Origin of the sequence: Halomonas sp. 7T (assembly GCF_025643255.1) — a bacterium.
Taxonomy (GTDB): Bacteria; Pseudomonadota; Gammaproteobacteria; order Pseudomonadales; family Halomonadaceae; genus Vreelandella.
Genome location: NZ_CP087112.1, coordinates 1312278 through 1330808, shown reverse-complemented (window position 1 = coordinate 1330808; position 18531 = coordinate 1312278). Strand labels below are relative to the sequence as shown.

Sequence of the window (18531 nt, the reverse complement as noted above, 5' to 3'; positions counted from 1 at the left end):
CACGTCGAAACGGACGGCATTGTGCCGTCACCTTAACGCGGGTGTCATATTCTACAAAAGAATATATAATTATCTTTTTATCGCTAAATGATATTTGAATGCGGCATCAAAGCGTTTGGGATAACCAACGTCGACGCTGCCATATCCATAAGAAGCTGCCTGAGTTTAAGAGGCGATAAAATAGCTGTACCAGCCATACCCCTAGCAATCCATAGCCCATCTCAATGCCCACCCACCAAGCCAGCGGTAGAAATACTAACCACTGCATGCTTAAAGTAAGCAGCATTACCGTTCGCTGTGCGCCAGCGCCCATTAATGCCTGGGCCAGTACGAGTGCAGCAGCATCTAGTACAATCATAAAACCAGTAATTTGTAGCGGTAGGGTGCCGAGCTTTATTAATTCAGGGTCAGTAAAAAAAATGGTCAACACGGTGCTCGGAAACAGCAGCATGGGGAGCGCCAAAACGGCCAAAAGCGTACCGGCAACCCTGAGTGCATCGATACCCCAGCGGTGTGCTGCCTGCTGATCTTCGCGCCCAAGAGCTTCTCCCACCAAGCTCATTGCCGCCATACCGACGCCGACGCCTGGCAAAATAAGTAGCAGCGATAGGTTAACCAACACATGGCCTACCGCAACGCTCTCAGTACCCATTTTACCGAGAAGCCAAAAGAGAACAACGTAGCCTGCTGCAAACCACAATTGCTGCATAGAGTGTGGGACGGCAAGCGAAAGAGTTGACCGAACTGTGCTCCATTGAGGCCAGATGAAGCTGAAAACGCGGTTATGTTTAAACGTAATACCAATCCATAATATAAGCCCCAATAACAGGGAAAGCGTGGTGCCAATGCCTGCACCGTTGGTGCCAAGCGTAGGCAGTCCTGCGATGCCATAAATAAGGCCTGCGCTGGCGAATACATTAAATACGTGCACGATCACAATAATGCGTAAATACAGGTGGGTATGCTGCAAGCCATTCCAATAACCACGAAAGCACAGTGTTAATGCAATGGCTGTTAAAGAGATAACGCGCCAGCGAAAGTACTCCACGGCGATGTGCGTAACCTCGTCGGAAGGGGCCAGTAATTGGAGCAGCGCCGGGGCTTGCCACCACGCTACACAAGACAGCGGTATGCCGACTAAGGCGCCAATAGTAAGGCCAGCATTGAGCGGGCGTGAGGCGGTATAGCGGCCAGCGCCCATATTATATGCGGTTTGGGACTGTACGCTGGAGGAGAGGCCGAAGACCACTGCCGTTACCATAAACATGGCATAGCCACCCAACCCCACACCCGCTAATGCCTCTTGGCCTAAGTGGCCCACTAGCGCGGCATCAACTAAGTTGAGCATGCTTTGAGAAAGCATGCCCAACATAATAGGTAGGGCCAAGCGCATGACCCTGCCATGGCGGCGTACGGCAGGTGGCATCAGCTAGGGTCGTAAGAGAGCACCGGTGATAGCCAGCGTTCCATCTCAGCCAGCGGCATCTGCTTGCGATCAGCAATCGCTTCTACCTGGTCTCGGGTGATTTTTCCCGTAGAGAAGTACTTCGATTGGGGATGTGCGAAATACCAGCCAGACACCGCCGCGGCAGGCCACATGGCAAAGTTTTCCGTGAGCGTAAGGCCGGTATTTTCCGGAGCATTGAGCAAACGGAACAGCGTTGCTTTTTCCGTATGATCAGGGCAGGCAGGATAGCCGGGAGCGGGGCGTATACCCTGATATTTCTCAGCAATTAACGCCTCATTATCCAGCGTTTCCTCAGGTACGTAGCCCCAAAACTCTTTGCGAACTCGCTCATGCATACGTTCAGCGAATGCTTCTGCTAAACGGTCGGTTAGCGCTTGCACCATGATGGCATTGTAATCGTCACCGGCCGCTTCATACGCTTTGGAGAGCTCGTCAACGCCGTGGCCGGTGGTCACTGCAAAACCGCCAATCCAGTCGGGCTTGCCACTCTCCTTGGGGGCAATAAAGTCTGCAAGGCTGTAGCAAATGCCGTCCCTGCCTTTAGTGGTTTGTTGGCGAATATGATGTAAGCGCTCTACCACTTCCGTGCGGTTTTCATCCGCATACACTTCGATCACATCATCATCAACGCTGTTAGCGGGCCATAAACCGATAACCCCGCGCGCTTGAACGCGTTTTTCGTCAATTAGCTTGCGCAGCATTACCTTGGCATCAGCAAACAGGCTCTGAGCGGCTTCGCCTACCACGTCATCAGTGAGAATTTTGGGGTACTTTCCAGCGAGCTGCCAGCTCATAAAGAAGGGCGTCCAATCAATACGCTCCACAAGCTCTTCGAGGTCGTAATCATCAAAGGTCATCAAGCCTAAGGTGCTTGGCTTGGCGGGGGTATGGTTCGCCCAGTCGGTGCGGAAACGCCGCTTGCGCGCCTGGGTGTAATCCAGATCAGCCGCTTTCGGGCGACGTTTGGCGTTACGCTCACGTACTTTTTCGTACTCTTCGCGGATTTCAGCCGTGTAAGCGGGCTTTAAGTTAGGTGCGAGCAGCTTGCCAGCCACGCCCACCGCGCGGGAGGCATCGGTAACGTAGATCACCGGGTGCTCGTACTGTGGCTCAATTTTTACAGCGGTATGCGCTTTTGACGTCGTGGCACCTCCAATGAGCAGCGGTAAGTTCATACCGCGGCGCTGCATCTCTTTGGCCACATGCACCATTTCATCCAGCGAGGGTGTGATTAACCCGGAAAGGCCAATAATATCCGCATTATGATCGATAGCGGCTTGCAGAATTTTTTCAGTGGGCACCATCACGCCCAGATCAATAACTTCATAGTTATTACACTGCAAGACCACACCAACGATATTTTTACCGATGTCATGAACATCACCTTTGACCGTTGCCATGACAATTTTGCCTTTGGCCTGGGTCTCTTCACTTTTCTCGGCTTCAATATAAGGAATGAGGTAGGCAACGGCTTGCTTCATAACCCGTGCTGACTTCACAACCTGGGGCAGGAACATTTTGCCCGCGCCAAATAGGTCGCCCACCACGTTCATGCCGTCCATAAGCGGCCCTTCGATGACCTCGATGGGGCGGGCCGCTTCGGCACGGGCTTGCTCCGTATCTTCTTCAATATACGCGGTAACACCTTTTACCAGTGCATGTTCAATGCGCTTGTTGACTGGCCAGCTGCGCCATTCGAGATCCTCTTTTTTGGCCGCACCGCTGCCATCACCCTTGTACTTGTCGGCAAGTTCCAGCAACCGTTCAGTGCCGTCGTTGCGGCGGTTGAGCACGACATCTTCTACAGCATCGCGAAGCTCAGCGGGCAAGTCATCGTAGACCGCAAGCTGCCCTGCATTGACAATCCCCATGCTAAGACCGGCGCGAATAGCGTGGTATAAAAACACGGAGTGGATCGCTTCACGTACCGGGTTGTTACCCCGAAACGAGAACGAGACGTTAGACACACCACCTGAAACCATGGCATGGGGCAGGTGCTCACGAATCCATTGTGTGGCCTCAATGAAATCGACTGCGTAGTTATTGTGTTCGTCAATGCCGGTGGCGATGGCGAAGATATTCGGATCGAAAATAATGTCTTCAGCAGGGAAGCCGATTTCGTCGACTAGCAGGCGGTAGGCGCGCTCACAAATCTCAGTTTTGCGGGCGAAGGTATCCGCTTGACCCTCTTCGTCAAACGCCATGACGACAATGGCGGCACCAAAGCGACGGCATTTGGTGGCTTGTTCGCGGAACGCGGCTTCGCCCTCTTTAAGCGATATCGAGTTCACGACCGCCTTACCCTGAACGCACTTTAGGCCCGCTTCGATGATGTCCCATTTGGAGGAGTCGATCATGATCGGCACGCGGGCAATATCAGGCTCACCGGCGATTAAGTTCAGAAAGCGCACCATGGCTTCCTGGGACTCCAACATGCCTTCATCCATGTTGATGTCGATGATCTGCGCGCCGTTCTCCACCTGTTCTAGCGCAACTTCAAGCGCGGTGGTGAAATCTTCCTCGACGATCAAACGCTTAAAGCGCGCTGAGCCCGTAACGTTGGTGCGCTCGCCTACGTTTACAAACAGCGAATCAGCCTGAATGTTAAAGGGCTCTAGCCCCGATAGGCGGCAAGCGTGGTCACGCTTGGGCACTTGGCGAGGCGCCATGGGGCGCACGGTATCAGCAATAGCACGGATATGTTCAGGCGTTGACCCACAGCAACCACCGATGATGTTAACCAACCCGCTCGCAGCGAACTCGCTGACTATCGCGGCCATCTCCTCGGGCGTTTGGTCATACTCACCAAATTCATTAGGTAAGCCGGCGTTGGGGTGGGCAGAAACAAAGGTATTGGCTTTGGTAGAAAGCTCTTCAATGTAAGGGCGCAGCTCTTCGGCGCCCAATGCACAGTTAAGCCCCACGGAAAGCGGCTGGGCATGACGAACGGAGTTCCAGAACGCTTCGGTCGTTTGGCCAGAAAGCGTGCGGCCGGAAGCGTCGGTAATCGTGCCAGAAATCATCACCGGCAGGCGACGGCCTAAATCATCGAAGAGCTCTTCAAGGGCATAGATGGCCGCTTTGGCGTTGAGCGTATCAAAGATGGTTTCGATCATGATGAGATCGGCGCCACCTTCAATTAAACAGCTGGCCGCTTCATAGTAATTTTCACGCAGCTCATCGAAAGTGACATTACGTTTAGCGGGATCGTTAACATCTGGTGAGAGAGAGGCAGTGCGCGATGTTGGGCCAAGCACGCCTGCAACATAACGCGGAATGTCGGTTTCCGCGGCTACCGCATCGCATACTTCCCGGGCCAAACGTGCTGATTCACGATTGAGTTCTGGCACCAGGTCTTCCATGCCATAATCGGCCTGAGACAGCCGGGTGCTGTTAAACGTGTTGGTTTCAAGAATATCGGCGCCAGCTTCCAAATAGTCGCGATGAATACGCGCAACGACATCGGGGCAGGTAAGCGCTAGTAGGTCATTGTTACCTTTTAGGTCAGACGGCCAGGCACTGAACCGGTCACCGCGAAAATCCTCCTCACTGAGTTCAGCATTCTGCAGCATGGTACCCATACCGCCATCAAGAATCAGGATGCGTTGGGTAAGGCGTTGGGTGAGGGAAGCAGTCAAATCACTAGCAGCCATGGCAGGGGGGAATCTCCAGCGTCTCAGTCGAAAAGGATGTTTTTATAGTCGTCATAGTGTGAGCGGCGCCTATCATAGCAAAGGGCACACCATACGGCAGCAAGTGCGGGCGTGAAGTTATTGCAGCATCTTTATTAGGCGCGTTCATAGACGCAAGCAATAGCCGACTAAAACACTCAGGATTGTGTCAGAGGCCAGTTTTGCTTACCATGGGTACAAATGACATGTGAAGTGGCCGCGCCACTACCACGGGAGGACAACACCCCTCATGACCACGACTATCGAAGCTCCCGGTATTGATATTACCGAAAGCGCACAAGATTACCTCGCAGAATTGCTGGAAAAGCAGAACGTTGAGGGTATTGCAGTACGTATTTTTATTACTCAGCCGGGTACTCCCTACGCTGAGACTTGCTTGGCGTATTGTCGCCCTGGTGAAGAAGAACCTACCGACATGAAGCTTGAGCTGGAGAAAATTAACGTATTTCTCGACAAAAACAGCTTGGTCTTCTTAGAAGAAGCAGTGGTCGATTTCAATGCGGATCGCATGGGCGGTCAACTGACCATTAAAGCGCCCAACGCAAAAATGCCTAAAGTGAATGCGGACAGCCCTCTGGAAGACCGCATTAACTATACGCTTTACAGTGAAATTAACCCTGGATTGGCAGCTCACGGCGGCGAGATTAAGCTGGTTGAGTTAACCGAAGACCGGGTGGCTGTGCTTGCGTTTGGCGGCGGTTGTCAGGGTTGCGCAGCGGTAGATTTAACGCTTAAAGACGGCGTTGAAAAGACCTTGATGGAGCGGATTCCTGAGCTTGCAGGCATTCGTGATGTGACCGACCATACGGATACCTCTAACGCTTATTATCGCTAATTTTAGCCGTTACACGAGTACGCCGATGCACTAGTCGGCGCATCATAAGCCCAGCCAATGTGTGCTGGGCTTTTGCGTGGCGGACTACTCGTTAGTTGGGCTGTCTTGTTTTTCAGTCGTTGATAGCACTTCTGGCAGGGCAGATAACTGTGACTGAAGCGCTTCCATGCGTTGCCAAAGCTGTTGTTGCCACGTTTCATCTTTTTGAGCCGCTAGCTGCTGCTTCTCTAACGCTTGATAGGCCTTATCAAGCTCGCTCTGCAGGCTAGAATGCTGCTCCTGTTGCAATCGGTTGTTACGCTCAAATTCCTCCATACGCTGTTGCAAGCTGCTGTTATCTAATTGGTACTGCTGCAACGCCTGTTTTTTAAGCTGAAGCTCCTTATCCAGTGCGTTTGCCCGCTGCTCCCAGTGCTGTAAGCGCTTTTGAAGCGCTTTCTCTTCCAGGGCGCGCTCCTGTCGCAGCGTATCGAGCAGAGCCATCAGCTTTCCCTCTGCGGCTTCGTTGCGTTGCTCTTCTTGCGTTAGCCGCTCTTGCCACGCCGCCAGCTGTTGTTGTTGCTCTTCGGCAAAGTCTGATTTGAGCTCAGCAATGCGCTGCTCCGCCTGGGCATGTTTCTGTTGATACTCCTCAGCCAATTGCTCCGCTTTTTCTGCGTGTTCCTGCCATTGGCTCTCTTTGGCTTGACTGGCGGCTAATTCTCTATTGACGGCTTCTAAACGCTGATCGGTGTGGCGAAGGTGTTCAGCTAACGCGCTTTCACGCTGTTCAGCGTTGGCCGCGTTTTGTGCCGCGTCAGCTGCCTCTTTTTGAGCGCTCTCTACTTTCTGATTGGCATCTTCTCTGTAGTGAACAAGTGCTTGGTTGGCCACTTCCTGGGCTTCTCGCCAGAGCTCGCTCGCGACATTGACAATCACTTCTGGCACCCCTTTAGGCGGCGGCACATCCCGGTTCTGTTCGCGCTCGGTGCGCCACAAACGGAAGTGCTCGCTGATGGTGGTGAAGCTCCCAGTGCCCAAAACCTCACGAATGCGCTGAACGCTAGGCGAATCGCCCCGTTCAAGCAGGGTGTCAATTGCTTGCTGAACATCACTGTATTGAATGCCACTGCGCGCCATCGTGGTTATCTCAGTTAAAAGTAGATCAGCATTGTCGTAGTAATTGATGTATATTTCAAATATTACGTAATACGTATTATGTAATAATGTTTATGGTTTACTATGTAAATTCAAGATTACCCGTCTTATCTTGAATTTTTGATCGTGTAAGCCCACACTTAGCCTGTTGAATATCTACCTAATCACGGTGAAGGCCGATAAGGACATAACCATGCCCAACCCTGTGGCTATCTCACTGTCACCCAAAGAGAAGGGCGTAGAGATAGAACGATTACCGCTACACAGTTCGTTGGAGCGAATAGAAGCGAAAAGCGACGCAGAAGCGGTAGCGGCTTGGCTTGCTGAGTATCAGGGCAGCCCGCAAACGTGGAAATGCTACCGGCGAGAGGCAGAGCGACTGCTGCTTTGGTTAGCCAGCCAGCGCTATCAGTTGCAGGATATAAACCGCGAGATGCTTCGCCAATTTGAGGCTTTCTTAGAAAATCCGCAGCCTGCAACGCAGTGGGTAGGGCCAACAAGGCCGCGTCATCATCCTCAATGGCGGCCTTTTCGTGGCGGGCTTTCACCAGCCAGCCGGCGCCAAAGCCTAGTCATTTTGCAGGGGATGTTTAGCTGGTTAGTTGAAGCAGGGTGGGTGAGCCACAATCCATTTGTGTTAATGCGCGATAAGTCGCGGCGCCTTAACAACCAAGCCCAGCGAATTGAGCGCTACTTAGAGCGCGCGCTGTGGGAGTGGTTATGGGGGTGGATCAATATGTCAGTGGCCCAGCCCAACGAGCGCACACGGTATGAGCATGCACGCCGACGTTTCATCTTCGGCTTTGCTTATCTGCTAGCTCCGCGTATTAGCGAAATGTCGAACGCACAAATGGGTGACTTTCAACAAAGCGAAGGGCGCTGGTGGTGGGTAGTCGTCGGCAAGGGCAGTAAGTTGGCGCGTATACCGCTACCTAATGACATGCTGGATTGCCTATCTGAATGGCGAAACGCACTGAGCTTGCGGGGGCTGCCCCAGCCGGACGATGCAACGCCAGTAATTCGCGCCTTAGACAAGCAGCGTGGAATTAGTGATAACCAGCTCTACCGACTGATACGCAAAGCATTTTTCGATGCCGCCGATGCGTTAGAAGAGCAGGGTGGCAAGCCGAGCTATATCCAAGCGCTGCGACAGGCTACCCCTCACTGGCTGCGCCATACATCGATCACTCACCAGGCGCAATCTGGCATCAGTCTGCGCTATTTGGCAGAAAGTGCGCGCCACGCGCGAATAGAAACCACAACGCGTTACCTCCACAGTGAAGAGGCAGAGTGGCATCAAGAGCAGCAGCAGCACCGTTTAGGGGAAACGGCCCCAAAAGATCGCAATGAACCGTTATAATAGGGCGCATTCAGCGACATTTAACCAAAGGGAAATGCCATGAGCACCTCCGGCGCCGAGCTAGCCCAGCAAGAGCTAATCGAAGAGTTTGAAATGTTTGATAACTGGATGGATCGATACCAATATATTATTGATATGGGAAAGCAGCTGCCTGATTTTCCCGAGGCGTGTAAAACAGACGAGTTTAAAATTCAGGGATGCCAGTCTAATGTCTGGATGCAGCATGAGAAGGAGGGCGGTAAGCTAATTTTTAAAGCCACGTCTGATGCTGCCATCGTATCCGGCTTGATTGCGGTTCTGCTGAGAATTTACAGCGAACGAAGCGCTGATGAAATTAATCGTACCGAACCGCACTTTATGAAAGATCTTGGATTGGATAAGCACTTATCGCCGACACGCAGTAACGGCCTGCATGCCATGTTAGAGCGTATTTACCAGGTAGCGCAGCAGGGCTAGTCGCCCATGGGCATGGTTAATGCCGATGATTGCATTTTGCTTGGGGCGGGAGTAAGTCTTCATCTTCTTGGCACAGGCGTTCGCTTCTGCCTCCGGGCACCGGGTCCATGCCGCCAGGGTTACCTGGGTGGCACTTAACGATACGTTTAGCTGCCATCCAGCCCCCTTTAAAGGGGCCATGAACCTGAATGGCTTCTATGGTGTAAGAAGAGCAGCTTGGCCAAAAGCGGCAGCGAGGGCCGAGCAGAGGGCTAAGGGTGTATTGGTAGATTTTTACTAACATCACCATGGTGCCCCCAACGAGCTGAAGCACGAGACGGCTCAGCATCCCAAAGAACCGGCGCATTACTTTTTGCCGTAAAGGGTGGCTGGGTCAATCAAGGGTTGGCTATTAATGCTCGCCTGTCCATGGCTTACATTAACGTAAAAACAGCTGCGCCGACCAGTGTGGCAAGCGGGCCCGGTCTGTTCAACTTGCAGCAGAAGCGTATCCCCATCGCAATCCAGAGCCGCACTTTTCAAGTGTTGCTGCTGCCCAGAAGACTCACCTTTACGCCACAGCGTTTGACGCGAGCGAGAGTAGTAACAGACCCGGTGAGTCGCTAGCGTCTCTTCCAAAGCATCGCGGTTCATCCATGCCATCATCAGCACTTCACCGGTGTCATGCTGCTGGGCGATGGCGGGCAAAAGCCCCTCTTTATTGAACCGTACTGCATCTAACAACGTCGACATAGCAGGGAGCGCATCGTGTGGAGTGGCGTCTTCCAGCGCCTTAAACAGATCCGCAAGATCTGCATCATCAAAACGGGACATAATTAATCACTCGCTTGTCGGCAGTGTTGGCACAGGCCCTGAAGTTCAATGGTTTGTCGTTCAACGTTAAAGCCTTGGCGTTTTGCCAAGGTGGCTAGTTCATCGCTAATAGCGTCCAAATGAAGTTCTTCCACATAGCCACACTGCCGACAAATCAACAGTTGAAAGCCGTGGGCGTGCTCTGGACACGCGCAAGCGACGTAGGCATTTTGCGATTCAATGCGATGCACAAGCCCTTGGTCGATTAAAAACTCCAGCGCGCGATAAACCGTAGGCGGCCGCGCGGCAGCATGTTCAGTGGAGAGCTTGTCCAACAGGTCATAGGCTTTTAAGCCGCCTCCATTTTCCGCAATTAGCTCAAGCACACGGCGGCGGATGGGCGTAAACCGGACACCGCGAGTGTGGCACTGAGTTTCTGCTTGGAGCAGTAGCGCATTAGCTTCAGTCATAGGGAACTCATTGAACATCGTTAGCGTAAGTCTACGCGCTCGCTGAAGCGCTGTCAGTGCCTTCGACCAGCTCGCTCTGTCGTGCAAAGTGGTGCTGAGCGAACGCCACGCGCTTTTCAACAGAGACCCCGTCCGGTTGACGTTCAATCAAGTCAAGGCGCCTTCGCAACCCTTCGCCGTTGGTCATTTGAATGGCTAACCCTGGACGAGCATTTAGCTCTAGGAGCATCGGGCCGTGCTGACGATCAAGCACCATGTCGGTTCCCAAATAACCCAGCCCGGTCATTTCATAGCAGCCAGCTGCCAAGTGAAGCAGGGTATTCCACTCTGGCACCACTAGGCTTGCCAAATCATGGCCTGTATCAGGATGGCTAAAGCAAGGGCGATCAAATTGAACGCCACGAATTGCCGCACCGGTAGCGATATTTAAACCAACACCTACCGCTCCTTGATGAAGATTGGCTTTGCCGTCGGACGCAGCGGTTGAGAGGCGCATCATGGCCATAACCGGGTAACCTTTAAAAACGATGACCCGAATATCTGGCACGCCCTCATAGGTATAGGCTAATAGGCTCTCATCAAAATTAATGAGAGTTTCAATCACCGCCACATCTGGGGACCCACCTAGCGAGTAAAGTCCGGAAAGAATATTAGAAACGTGACGCTCAATATCCTCAATCGACTGGTGCATCCCGCTGGGTTTAATAAAGGCATCGTTTTCGACTTTTTCGATCACCAGAATGCCTTTTCCGCCGCTGCCTTTGGCGGGTTTAATAACAAAGCCGTTATGGCCCACGAGCATCTCGCCAATGTGCTTGACACCGAACTGAGTGGTGACGGTGCCAATGAGCTCTGGCGTTGTAATGCCGTACTGTTGAGCCAATAATTTGGTTTTTAGCTTATCGTCTACCAACGGGTATAAGCGGCGGGAGTTGTAGCGGCCGATGTAACGGATATTTCGCCGGTTCATGCCGATAATTCCTTTATCGCGTAACCGGGTTGGCCAAGTCCAGTTTTTTAGCCAGCTCATGAGGGTTTCTCATCATCGGTGATGGGCTTGAAACGGCGTAGCTCAAGTAGCCGATATCCGGTGTAATTACCCAGCAACAGAATCAAGGCCATCAGTATTAGCTGGACGCCAAGGAAATTGAACGTGATATGACGTACCCATGGGTTATTCATCGCAAGGTAGGCCAGCACAGCCGTGAGTAGACTACCGCCGCCTTGTATCAGTACCTGCTTAGGACCTTCTTCTTCCCACAAAATGGACATACGTTCTATGGTCCACGCTAAAATAATCATCGGGAAGAAGGTCACTGTTAACCCAGCGCTTAATCCCATGCGGTACGCCAGCACGGTAAAAATAGAGATGATCGCAATGACCGTTATGATCACCGCAGACACCCGCGCGACAAGCAATAAGTTGAGGTAAGAGAGATAGTTACGAATAATTAAGCCAACGGCTACGATTAACAAAAAGCCGATTAACCCGGTCAGCAGGGTGGTTTGAATAAAGGCCAGGGCAATCAGTACCGGCATAAAGGTGCCCGACGTTTTGACCCCTACCAGTACACGCAGAAAGACCACGACCAGCGCGCCTATCGGAATGAGCAGAATCGTTTGAAATAGCGCTTGCTCTTCCAGCGGCAAGCTGTGAATGGAGAAGTTTAGAAGGGTATCGTCTGAATAATGATTTCGCACCGCAGCCGACGCCGGTTGATAGTGCGTCAACATAGAAAAGCTAACACGTGAGTTGGTGCCGCCCTGAACCTCTAGTACGGCACGGCCGCCTGTTTCCCACAGCACTAAATTATCCGGTTTACCCTGTTCGCCGGTGGTGGGGTTGAATATCGCCCAGCGTTCGGCAGATGCGTCAAATACTTGTATCCAGCTACTTAATAGCTGACGCCTACGCCCATCTTCCAGTAGCAGGCCGCTAACTTCGCGCGCTTGAACGCCCGCTTGATTGAGTAAGCGTACCACCAGGGTAGAAGGTTGCTCTTGTGTGAGCAGTAAGCGGGCGTTTTCGCCTTGTCGATCGCCATTGATATCAAGTATCAGCTCACGGGCAAAGGTCGCGTTATTCGCACTACGTCCCCAAGCACGTTCAATGAGCTGGTTAGCCGCTGTGTCATAAGGGCTCTCCCAGGGAGGTGGGGGAGAGAGGTCGGGTGGTGTTTGTACCGGGGAGCGGGCATCAGGAGAAACCAGCATTTGTACAGAGTAGTAAAGCTGCTGGCTACCCGCAGCCTCACGGATAGTCCATTGCGCCTGACGACCCAGCTCATCGGCCTGATACGCTAACCCATAGCCGGAGGAAGCAGTGTTTTCTGTGAGCACACGGAAACCAGCCTGATGGCTGGGCAGCGCCAAATCGACCTGAACAGGCCCATTTTGCGCATTGAAATTAATGACGGCCTCAATTTCCCACACTTGACGCTGTTCACCGGGAAACCAGGGAATCTCAAACTGGATATGCCTGTGAATGCTGGTAGCAATACCCGCGACGAGCAAAAATCCTACGATTAAATAAAACGGCAGCCGTGACATGAAGATTCCTTTCAACGAAAAGCGGCAGAGGAGAGCGGTTATTCTTCGGTATCGTCTTGATCAGCCACTTCATCATCAGCGGCTTGCTCGGCTGGCTCACCGCCAGGAAACTCAGGACGTTCGTGAATGTAGGTTTGAGCAACATCAATCGTGGCAATGTCCATCATGAAACGACGCCCTAGCAGCACGGGATAGTCTAAATGCGTGCGGTCGTTCAGGGTGAACTCAACGTTTTCGCGGATAGGGCCAAGGGTCATTAATAGCGAGATAACTGGGCGTGACTCTTCGCCAGAAGCCTGAACAATACGCACTCTGCGCAGGATAGGCGCTTCAATCCACTCGTCACGGACACGCTCTACAACAATATCTTCTTCGTTTAGGGCAAGCTTAAAGCGCACCCAGTTCTCACCATCTCGCTCAAAGCGCGTGATGTTAGAAGCAGAAAGCGACGACGTGTGAGCGCCAGAATCGACCCGCGCTTTCAAGTAAGTGCCAATGCTAGGCAAGCCGACCCACTCATTACGGCCCAGCATGGTCTTAGTATCCTCAATGCTTACCGCTTCACACTCTTCACGAATAATGACTGGGTCTGAGCCACGAGCCTCTAGGCTAGCGATATCACCGCGTAAAAAACGCAGCAGGCTGCCTACTTCTCGAACGTCAGCGATGAGCACTTGCTGCTGATTAAGCTGGCGTTCTTGTAGCGTAGATGTTGCGCCACACTGCTGTGCCAAGGCGTTTTCTAGCTCAATAATGCGGCTATTGAATGAGGCTTCGCTCAGCGGTAATGGTTCATTAGTATCAGGCTGGATAGTGGCACAGCCTGCAAACGTAAGCGACAAACTAGCCAACAGCCACAAAACACCTGGGCGCATAACGAGTAGTATCCTTGGATAATAAGAGCACGAATGATAAGGAGAAGGGAGACCGGTTGTCCAACGTAGTCGTGGTTTTCACTACGAACATTTATTTGATTTAACATAATATATATTATGCGAACCTTTGCTAGTGCCTTAATATTCGCTGATCGCTACTTTTAAAGCGCCTTTCCTCTTACAATGACTATACATGCTGTCTACCATATATAGGAATCCTGTATGAAACGTAGAATATGGCTGCCTCTCTTGGCCTCTCTCTTCCTGCTTGCCGGGTGCGCAAGCGTAGATATTGAGGATTACGCTGAAACGACACCCCATTTTGACATTGCTGAGTACTTCTCCGGTACCACGCGTGCTTGGGGGATGGTACAGGACTACTCAGGTGAGGTTCAGAGGCGTTTTACTGTTGATATTGTCGGCACCTATGAAGATGGCACGTTGACGCTGGATGAAGCGTTTTTGTTTGATGATGGTGAAACTGACCGGCGCGTTTGGATCTTCGAGCGCACTGGGCCCAACGAGTGGCTAGGAACTGCTAACGACGTTGATGGCAACGTTGATGCTCGCCAATCGGGACATGCTTTCAATATGCGTTATCCACTGGTTATCGACGTTGGCGGACGAAATATACGCTTTACTATGGACGACTGGATGTACCTGCAGCCAGATGGCCGAGTCATTAACCGAACTGCAATGCGTAAATTTGGCCTTACGTTAGGCGAAATTACCTTAGTTTTTGAAAAAGTAGAAACGAACGACTAGCGCTAGGATTCTTATCCCGTAGCAAAAAGCAGCCTGCTAAATAGCGAGGCTGCTTCTCTGCTTAACGTACGCTAGATGTTGGTTACTTACTCATCAGCAGGCGCATAGGAACCATCGTCTCGGTGTACTTCGGTGCCGGTAATAGGTGGTGTAAATACGCAGGCTAGATGCATGGTTTTGTGGGCGCGGAGCAAGTGCTCGTCGTGCTGGTCCAAAATATAGATGTCGCCTGGCTTAATAGGCCAGATTTTGCCATCTGCCAGTGTTTCAACTTCACCCTCTCCTTCAATGCAGTACACAGATTCATAGTGATGCTTGTAATGAATATGTGTCTCAGTGCCTTCAAAGATTCGGGTAATATGAAATGAAAAGTTGCCACCGTCATTGGCAAGTACCAGGCGCGTGCTATCCCAGTTGCCGTTTTCAGCGGTGACTAAGCGGTCAGTTTTGCGTGCTTCTTCAATGTTGCGAACGATCATAGGATACTCCTTTACTAGGCGCTTAGCGCTAACTAGGGCCTACTATTGAATCGGTACATACGCCAATCACTCGTGCGTAGCATGATCACAAAACGCTAACTCACTTGCTGATAACAGCCTTCACTGATGCGTCTAAAATATCCAGTGCTTCAAGCAGGTCGTTATCGGTAATCGTTAGCGGGCAGAGGCATTTGACGACTTCGCCATCTTGGCCGCTCGTTTCAATAATCAAGCCATGCTCAAATGCCTTGCTGGTAATCTTATCGGCAATATCGCCGGATACAACGTCGATACCGCGCATAAGACCACGGCCACGCTCTGTAGCAGGCATGCCGTTTTCACTGAGTAGCGCTGCTAATTTTTGAAAACGCTCTTCAACAATACGCGCTTTACGCTGAACGTCACGCTCAAACGTATCATTAGACCAATATTTTTTCATCGCCGCCGTGGCGGTCACCATGGCAAGGTTAAAACCGCGGAAGGTGCCGTTATACTGGCCGGGCTTCCATTTATCTAGCTCTGGGCGCATTAGGACATGAGCAAAAGGCAGCCCAAAGCCAGAGAGAGACTTAGAGTTGGTCACAATGTCAGGTGTAATGCCTGCGTGCTCAAAGCTGAAGAATTTTCCCGTACGGCCACACCCTGCTTGAATATCATCTACGATCAAGAGAATGTCGTGGGCGTTGCAGATACTCTCCAAACGCTTCAGCCACTCGAGGCCTGCCACGTTAATACCGCCCTCGCCTTGCACGGTTTCTACGATAACGCCTGCAGGAATATCTAGCCCGCCTGACTTGTCGTGGAGCAGTTTTTCAAAGTAATCAAGGGTATCCGCATGCTCGCCCATGTAACCATCGAAGGGGAGGAAGCTTGCGCCTTGGGTAGGTATGCCACCCGTCGCTTCGCGGAATTTGCGATTTCCGGTGGTGGCCAATGCGCCCATAGTGACGCCGTGGAAGCCGTTGGTAAAGGTCACAATATTATGGCGACCTTTAGCAACACGGGCCAAACGGATGGCCGCTTCTACTGCGTTAGTACCGGTTGGGCCTGGCAAATGAACTTTATAGTCAAGTCCACGAGGCTTTAGGATGACTTCCTCAAGGGTTTCAAGATAGTCACGCTTGGCGGCTGTCCACATATCCAAGCCATGTACTACCCCATCCGTTGCAAGATAATCAATCATTGCTTGCTTTAAGTGGGGATTGTTGTGGCCATAGTTGAGCGTGCCTGCTCCTGCTAAGAAATCGATATACTCACGGCCGTTCTCGTCGGTTAATCGTGCGTTTTGTGCTTTAGTAAAGACCACCGGAAACGAGCGCGAATAGGTACGTACATTAGATTCTAAGCGTTCAAGCGTTTGGGTCTGCATTTAGCGACCTCCTTTTTAGATAGTTGAGCCAAGTAGATTGACAACAGGCTGGGATCACACAAGCGGGAAAAACGGAACGTCAAAGCGCTTCGGTTTGAAACGGCCCTATACGCACTAAGTTTTCCGGATCGTGCTCTCCGCCCAGCTGTTCAGTAGAGAAATATTCGCGACTGTTAAGAGGCGCTTGCCAACGGGCGGCAAGGCGACGAAACAACCCCCAAGAGGCTTGGTTGTCCGGGGTGATGGTTGTTTCCAGATGGTGGACATTCGCTAATTCGGGGCGCGACATAATAGCTTCCACCAAACGGCGTGCTAGCCCCGTACCGCGCGCCTTCTCTCCAACGGCTACTTGCCATAAGAAATACGTGTCAGGCGCATTGTCTTTTACATAACCGGAAACAAAGCCAACAATCTCGCCCTCTTCATTGGTAGCGACAGCGCAGGTATCACGAAATTGCGTTGCGAGTAACAAGTAGGCGTAGGCTGAGTTCACATCGAGAGGTGGGCAAGCTTTTATTAGCTCGAAAATACCCCAACCGTCATCTGCATTGGGTTTGCGGATGAACAGTGGTGTTTCTGCATGGCCTACCACCGCATCGGCAACGGTAGGCCGCGCTAGATCGGCAGAAGGTGTAAAAGGCGTTATAGGCGTACTCATGGTTATGCTTCGCTGTAGCGAATTTGATTTTTATTATAACAGCTGATTATGAGCAATTCAAAAATCATATTATCCTCAGGTATGTTTTCCATAATTTTTGGTTATGATAGGCGTTTAAACCGCCCTGGATGGCGCTTTTCTCGCACTGCTTGTTTTAAAAGTTTAGAGCAACGTTCAGACAGCGCGAGATAAAAAAGGCGAGCTTTCGCTCGCCAAACAGACTGGCCGCATCATTTTAGTAGCGTGACGGTGTTCTCATCGTGACGAACTCCTCAGCACCCGTTGGGTGAATCCCCACGGTAGTATCAAAATCATGCTTGGTCAGTCGCGCCCTAACGGCTATTGCTATGCCCTGAATGAGTTCTCCGGCGTCTTCTCCCACCATGTGCGCGCCGACCACGATGTCCGATGCATCATCGACAATAAGTTTCATCAATACACGCTCCGTATTGCCAGAGAGCGTATGTTTCATCGACCTAAAGTCCGTGCGATAAACGCGGATTCTGGCATATTTCTCCCTTGCCGCTTCTTCTGAAAGCCCGACTGTGCCGATATTAGGATGGCAAAAAACGGCTGTTGGAATAGTGGCGTAGTCCAGTGGTTTGGGTTTGGCTTCATTAAAATGCATGTCAACCAATTGCATCGCTTCGGCCAGGGCGACAGGGGTTAGCTCAGGCCCATGCGTTAAGTCACCTAATGCCAAGACAGAGGGTACCGAGGTTTCATAACGCTCGTTAACTGCTATTTTGCCGCTAGCATCTAACGCAACCCCCGCTGCCTCTAGCCCTAAACCTTCTGTATTTGCCTTACGCCCCGTCGCTGCAAGAACAGCATCTACCTCCACCACTTCGCCTGTGGTGAGGTACACATTCAATGCAGTGCCGTTAGGCTCGATTCGTTCGATATTGGTATTAAAATGGAGGTTAACGCCCTTCTTAGCCATTTCTTCGCGGGTAAATTCGCGCACTTCTTGATCGAAGCCTTTCAAAAAGAGTTCGCCTCGGTAAATCAGGTGCGTTTCACTGCCTAAGCCATTAAAAATACTCGCAAATTCAACAGCAATATAGCCACCGCCTAACACTAAAAAGCGGTTTGGAAAGCGCTGCAGGTCAAACACTTGGTTTGAATTGATCGCGAGTTCGCTCCCTGGAAAATCGGGCACCCAAGGCCAACCACCTGTCGCCAATAAAATCTTTTTGGCCGTAATTTGTAGCTGCTTACCGTCTGAGCTAAGCAATGAAACGGTATGCGCTCCCGTTAGCGTTGCCCTTGCATTGATAAGCGTGACCCCCGCGCCTTCAAGCATTCGCTGGTATATGCCATTCAGCCGTTTGATTTCACTCGTTTTATTGTCACGCAGGGTAGCCCAGTTAAACGTGGCTGGCCCAGCCATTTGCCAACCAAATCCTTCAGCATCACTAAAACTATCGTGAAAATGGGATGCGTAAGCGTAAAGCTTCTTGGGCACACATCCCACATTGACACAGGTGCCGCCTAAATAGCGGTCTTCTGCTATGCCAACGCGTGCGCCCGCGGCAGCCGCCATACGGGCAGCGCGTACACCACCAGACCCCGCGCCAATAACGAATAAATCATATTCAAACTCAGCATCAGCTGACATAGTG

At 51.6% G+C, this 18531-nt stretch carries 17 protein-coding genes; 4 read left to right on the top strand and 13 right to left on the bottom strand.

Features of this window, described 5'->3' with window-relative positions:
* Nucleotides 1-106: 106 nt before the first annotated feature.
* Nucleotides 107-1426, bottom strand: a complete 1320-nt coding sequence (locus LOS15_RS06105) for an MATE family efflux transporter (RefSeq protein ID WP_263068837.1) — start codon at nt 1424-1426, stop codon at nt 107-109.
* On the bottom strand, nt 1426-5121 hold the full coding sequence (gene metH / locus LOS15_RS06100) for a methionine synthase (RefSeq protein WP_263068834.1): 3696 nt from the start codon (nt 5119-5121) through the stop codon (nt 1426-1428). The genes LOS15_RS06105 and metH overlap by 1 nt, the downstream gene beginning before the upstream one ends.
* 268 nt (nt 5122-5389) lie before the next feature.
* Between metH and nfuA the strand changes: the two genes are divergently transcribed.
* Nucleotides 5390-5995 carry a Fe-S biogenesis protein NfuA gene (gene nfuA / locus LOS15_RS06095; protein ID WP_263068832.1) on the top strand — a complete coding sequence of 202 codons (606 nt, stop codon included), beginning with the start codon at nt 5390-5392 and terminating at the stop codon, nt 5993-5995.
* An 84-nt stretch (nt 5996-6079) separates the two neighbouring features.
* Here nfuA and LOS15_RS06090 read toward each other — a convergent pair whose 3' ends face one another.
* Entirely contained in the window at nt 6080-7114 is a 1035-nt protein-coding gene (locus tag LOS15_RS06090) for a DNA-binding protein (protein ID WP_263068829.1), read from the bottom strand.
* Nucleotides 7115-7325: 211 nt separating this feature from the next.
* Between LOS15_RS06090 and LOS15_RS06085 the strand changes: the two genes are divergently transcribed.
* Both LOS15_RS06085 and LOS15_RS06080 read left to right on the top strand, forming a co-directional pair.
* Nucleotides 7326-8492, top strand: a complete 1167-nt coding sequence (locus tag LOS15_RS06085; RefSeq protein ID WP_263068826.1) for a tyrosine-type recombinase/integrase — start codon at nt 7326-7328, stop codon at nt 8490-8492.
* A gap of 39 nt (nt 8493-8531) precedes the next feature.
* A complete protein-coding gene (locus LOS15_RS06080) occupies nt 8532-8948 on the top strand; it encodes a SufE family protein (RefSeq protein ID WP_263068824.1) in 417 nt (138 codons plus the stop codon).
* Between the two features lie 16 nt (nt 8949-8964).
* Here the strand turns inward: LOS15_RS06080 and yidD are convergent, their stop codons facing one another.
* Genes yidD through LOS15_RS06050 form a run of 6 tightly spaced genes read right to left on the bottom strand, consistent with a single transcriptional unit; the run spans nt 8965 to nt 13635 of the window.
* Nucleotides 8965-9294: a membrane protein insertion efficiency factor YidD gene (gene yidD / locus LOS15_RS06075; protein ID WP_263068823.1), complete on the bottom strand. Its 330-nt coding sequence runs from the start codon at nt 9292-9294 to the stop codon at nt 8965-8967.
* Nucleotides 9294-9761, bottom strand: a complete 468-nt coding sequence (hisI, locus tag LOS15_RS06070) for a phosphoribosyl-AMP cyclohydrolase (protein WP_263068822.1) — start codon at nt 9759-9761, stop codon at nt 9294-9296. Before hisI ends, yidD begins: the two co-directional genes overlap by 1 nt.
* 2 nt (nt 9762-9763) lie before the next feature.
* A complete protein-coding gene (locus tag LOS15_RS06065) occupies nt 9764-10210 on the bottom strand; it encodes a transcriptional repressor (RefSeq protein WP_263068820.1) in 447 nt (148 codons plus the stop codon).
* A 31-nt stretch (nt 10211-10241) separates the two neighbouring features.
* Nucleotides 10242-11240: an alpha-L-glutamate ligase-like protein gene (locus LOS15_RS06060; protein WP_263068819.1), complete on the bottom strand. Its 999-nt coding sequence runs from the start codon at nt 11238-11240 to the stop codon at nt 10242-10244.
* The gene (locus LOS15_RS06055) at nt 11237-12760 is read right to left on the bottom strand and encodes an inactive transglutaminase family protein (RefSeq protein ID WP_263068817.1); all 1524 of its coding nucleotides are present in this window, start codon (nt 12758-12760) and stop codon (nt 11237-11239) included. Before LOS15_RS06055 ends, LOS15_RS06060 begins: the two co-directional genes overlap by 4 nt.
* A 38-nt stretch (nt 12761-12798) precedes the next feature.
* Nucleotides 12799-13635: an ATP-dependent zinc protease gene (locus LOS15_RS06050; RefSeq protein WP_263068816.1), complete on the bottom strand. Its 837-nt coding sequence runs from the start codon at nt 13633-13635 to the stop codon at nt 12799-12801.
* Nucleotides 13636-13857: 222 nt separating this feature from the next.
* Here LOS15_RS06050 and LOS15_RS06045 point away from each other — a divergent pair, with 222 nt between their 5' ends.
* A complete protein-coding gene (locus tag LOS15_RS06045) occupies nt 13858-14400 on the top strand; it encodes a DUF3833 domain-containing protein (RefSeq protein ID WP_263068814.1) in 543 nt (180 codons plus the stop codon).
* An 86-nt stretch (nt 14401-14486) separates the two neighbouring features.
* Here the strand turns inward: LOS15_RS06045 and LOS15_RS06040 are convergent, their stop codons facing one another.
* The 4 genes from LOS15_RS06040 to gorA all read right to left on the bottom strand — a co-directional run bounded on the left by LOS15_RS06040 (nt 14487) and on the right by gorA (nt 18527).
* A complete protein-coding gene (locus LOS15_RS06040) occupies nt 14487-14879 on the bottom strand; it encodes an ectoine synthase (protein ID WP_263068813.1) in 393 nt (130 codons plus the stop codon).
* Nucleotides 14880-14979: 100 nt separating this feature from the next.
* A complete protein-coding gene (gene ectB, locus LOS15_RS06035; protein WP_263068812.1) occupies nt 14980-16248 on the bottom strand; it encodes a diaminobutyrate--2-oxoglutarate transaminase in 1269 nt (422 codons plus the stop codon).
* 79 nt (nt 16249-16327) lie between these two features.
* Complete coding sequence (ectA, locus tag LOS15_RS06030) at nt 16328-16906, bottom strand: diaminobutyrate acetyltransferase (RefSeq protein WP_263068811.1); 579 nt, start codon at nt 16904-16906, stop codon at nt 16328-16330.
* Nucleotides 16907-17141: 235 nt separating this feature from the next.
* Nucleotides 17142-18527 (bottom strand): glutathione-disulfide reductase, encoded by a 1386-nt coding sequence (gene gorA / locus LOS15_RS06025; protein WP_263068810.1) that lies wholly within the window; start codon nt 18525-18527, stop codon nt 17142-17144.
* Between the last annotated feature and the right edge of the window lie 4 nt (nt 18528-18531).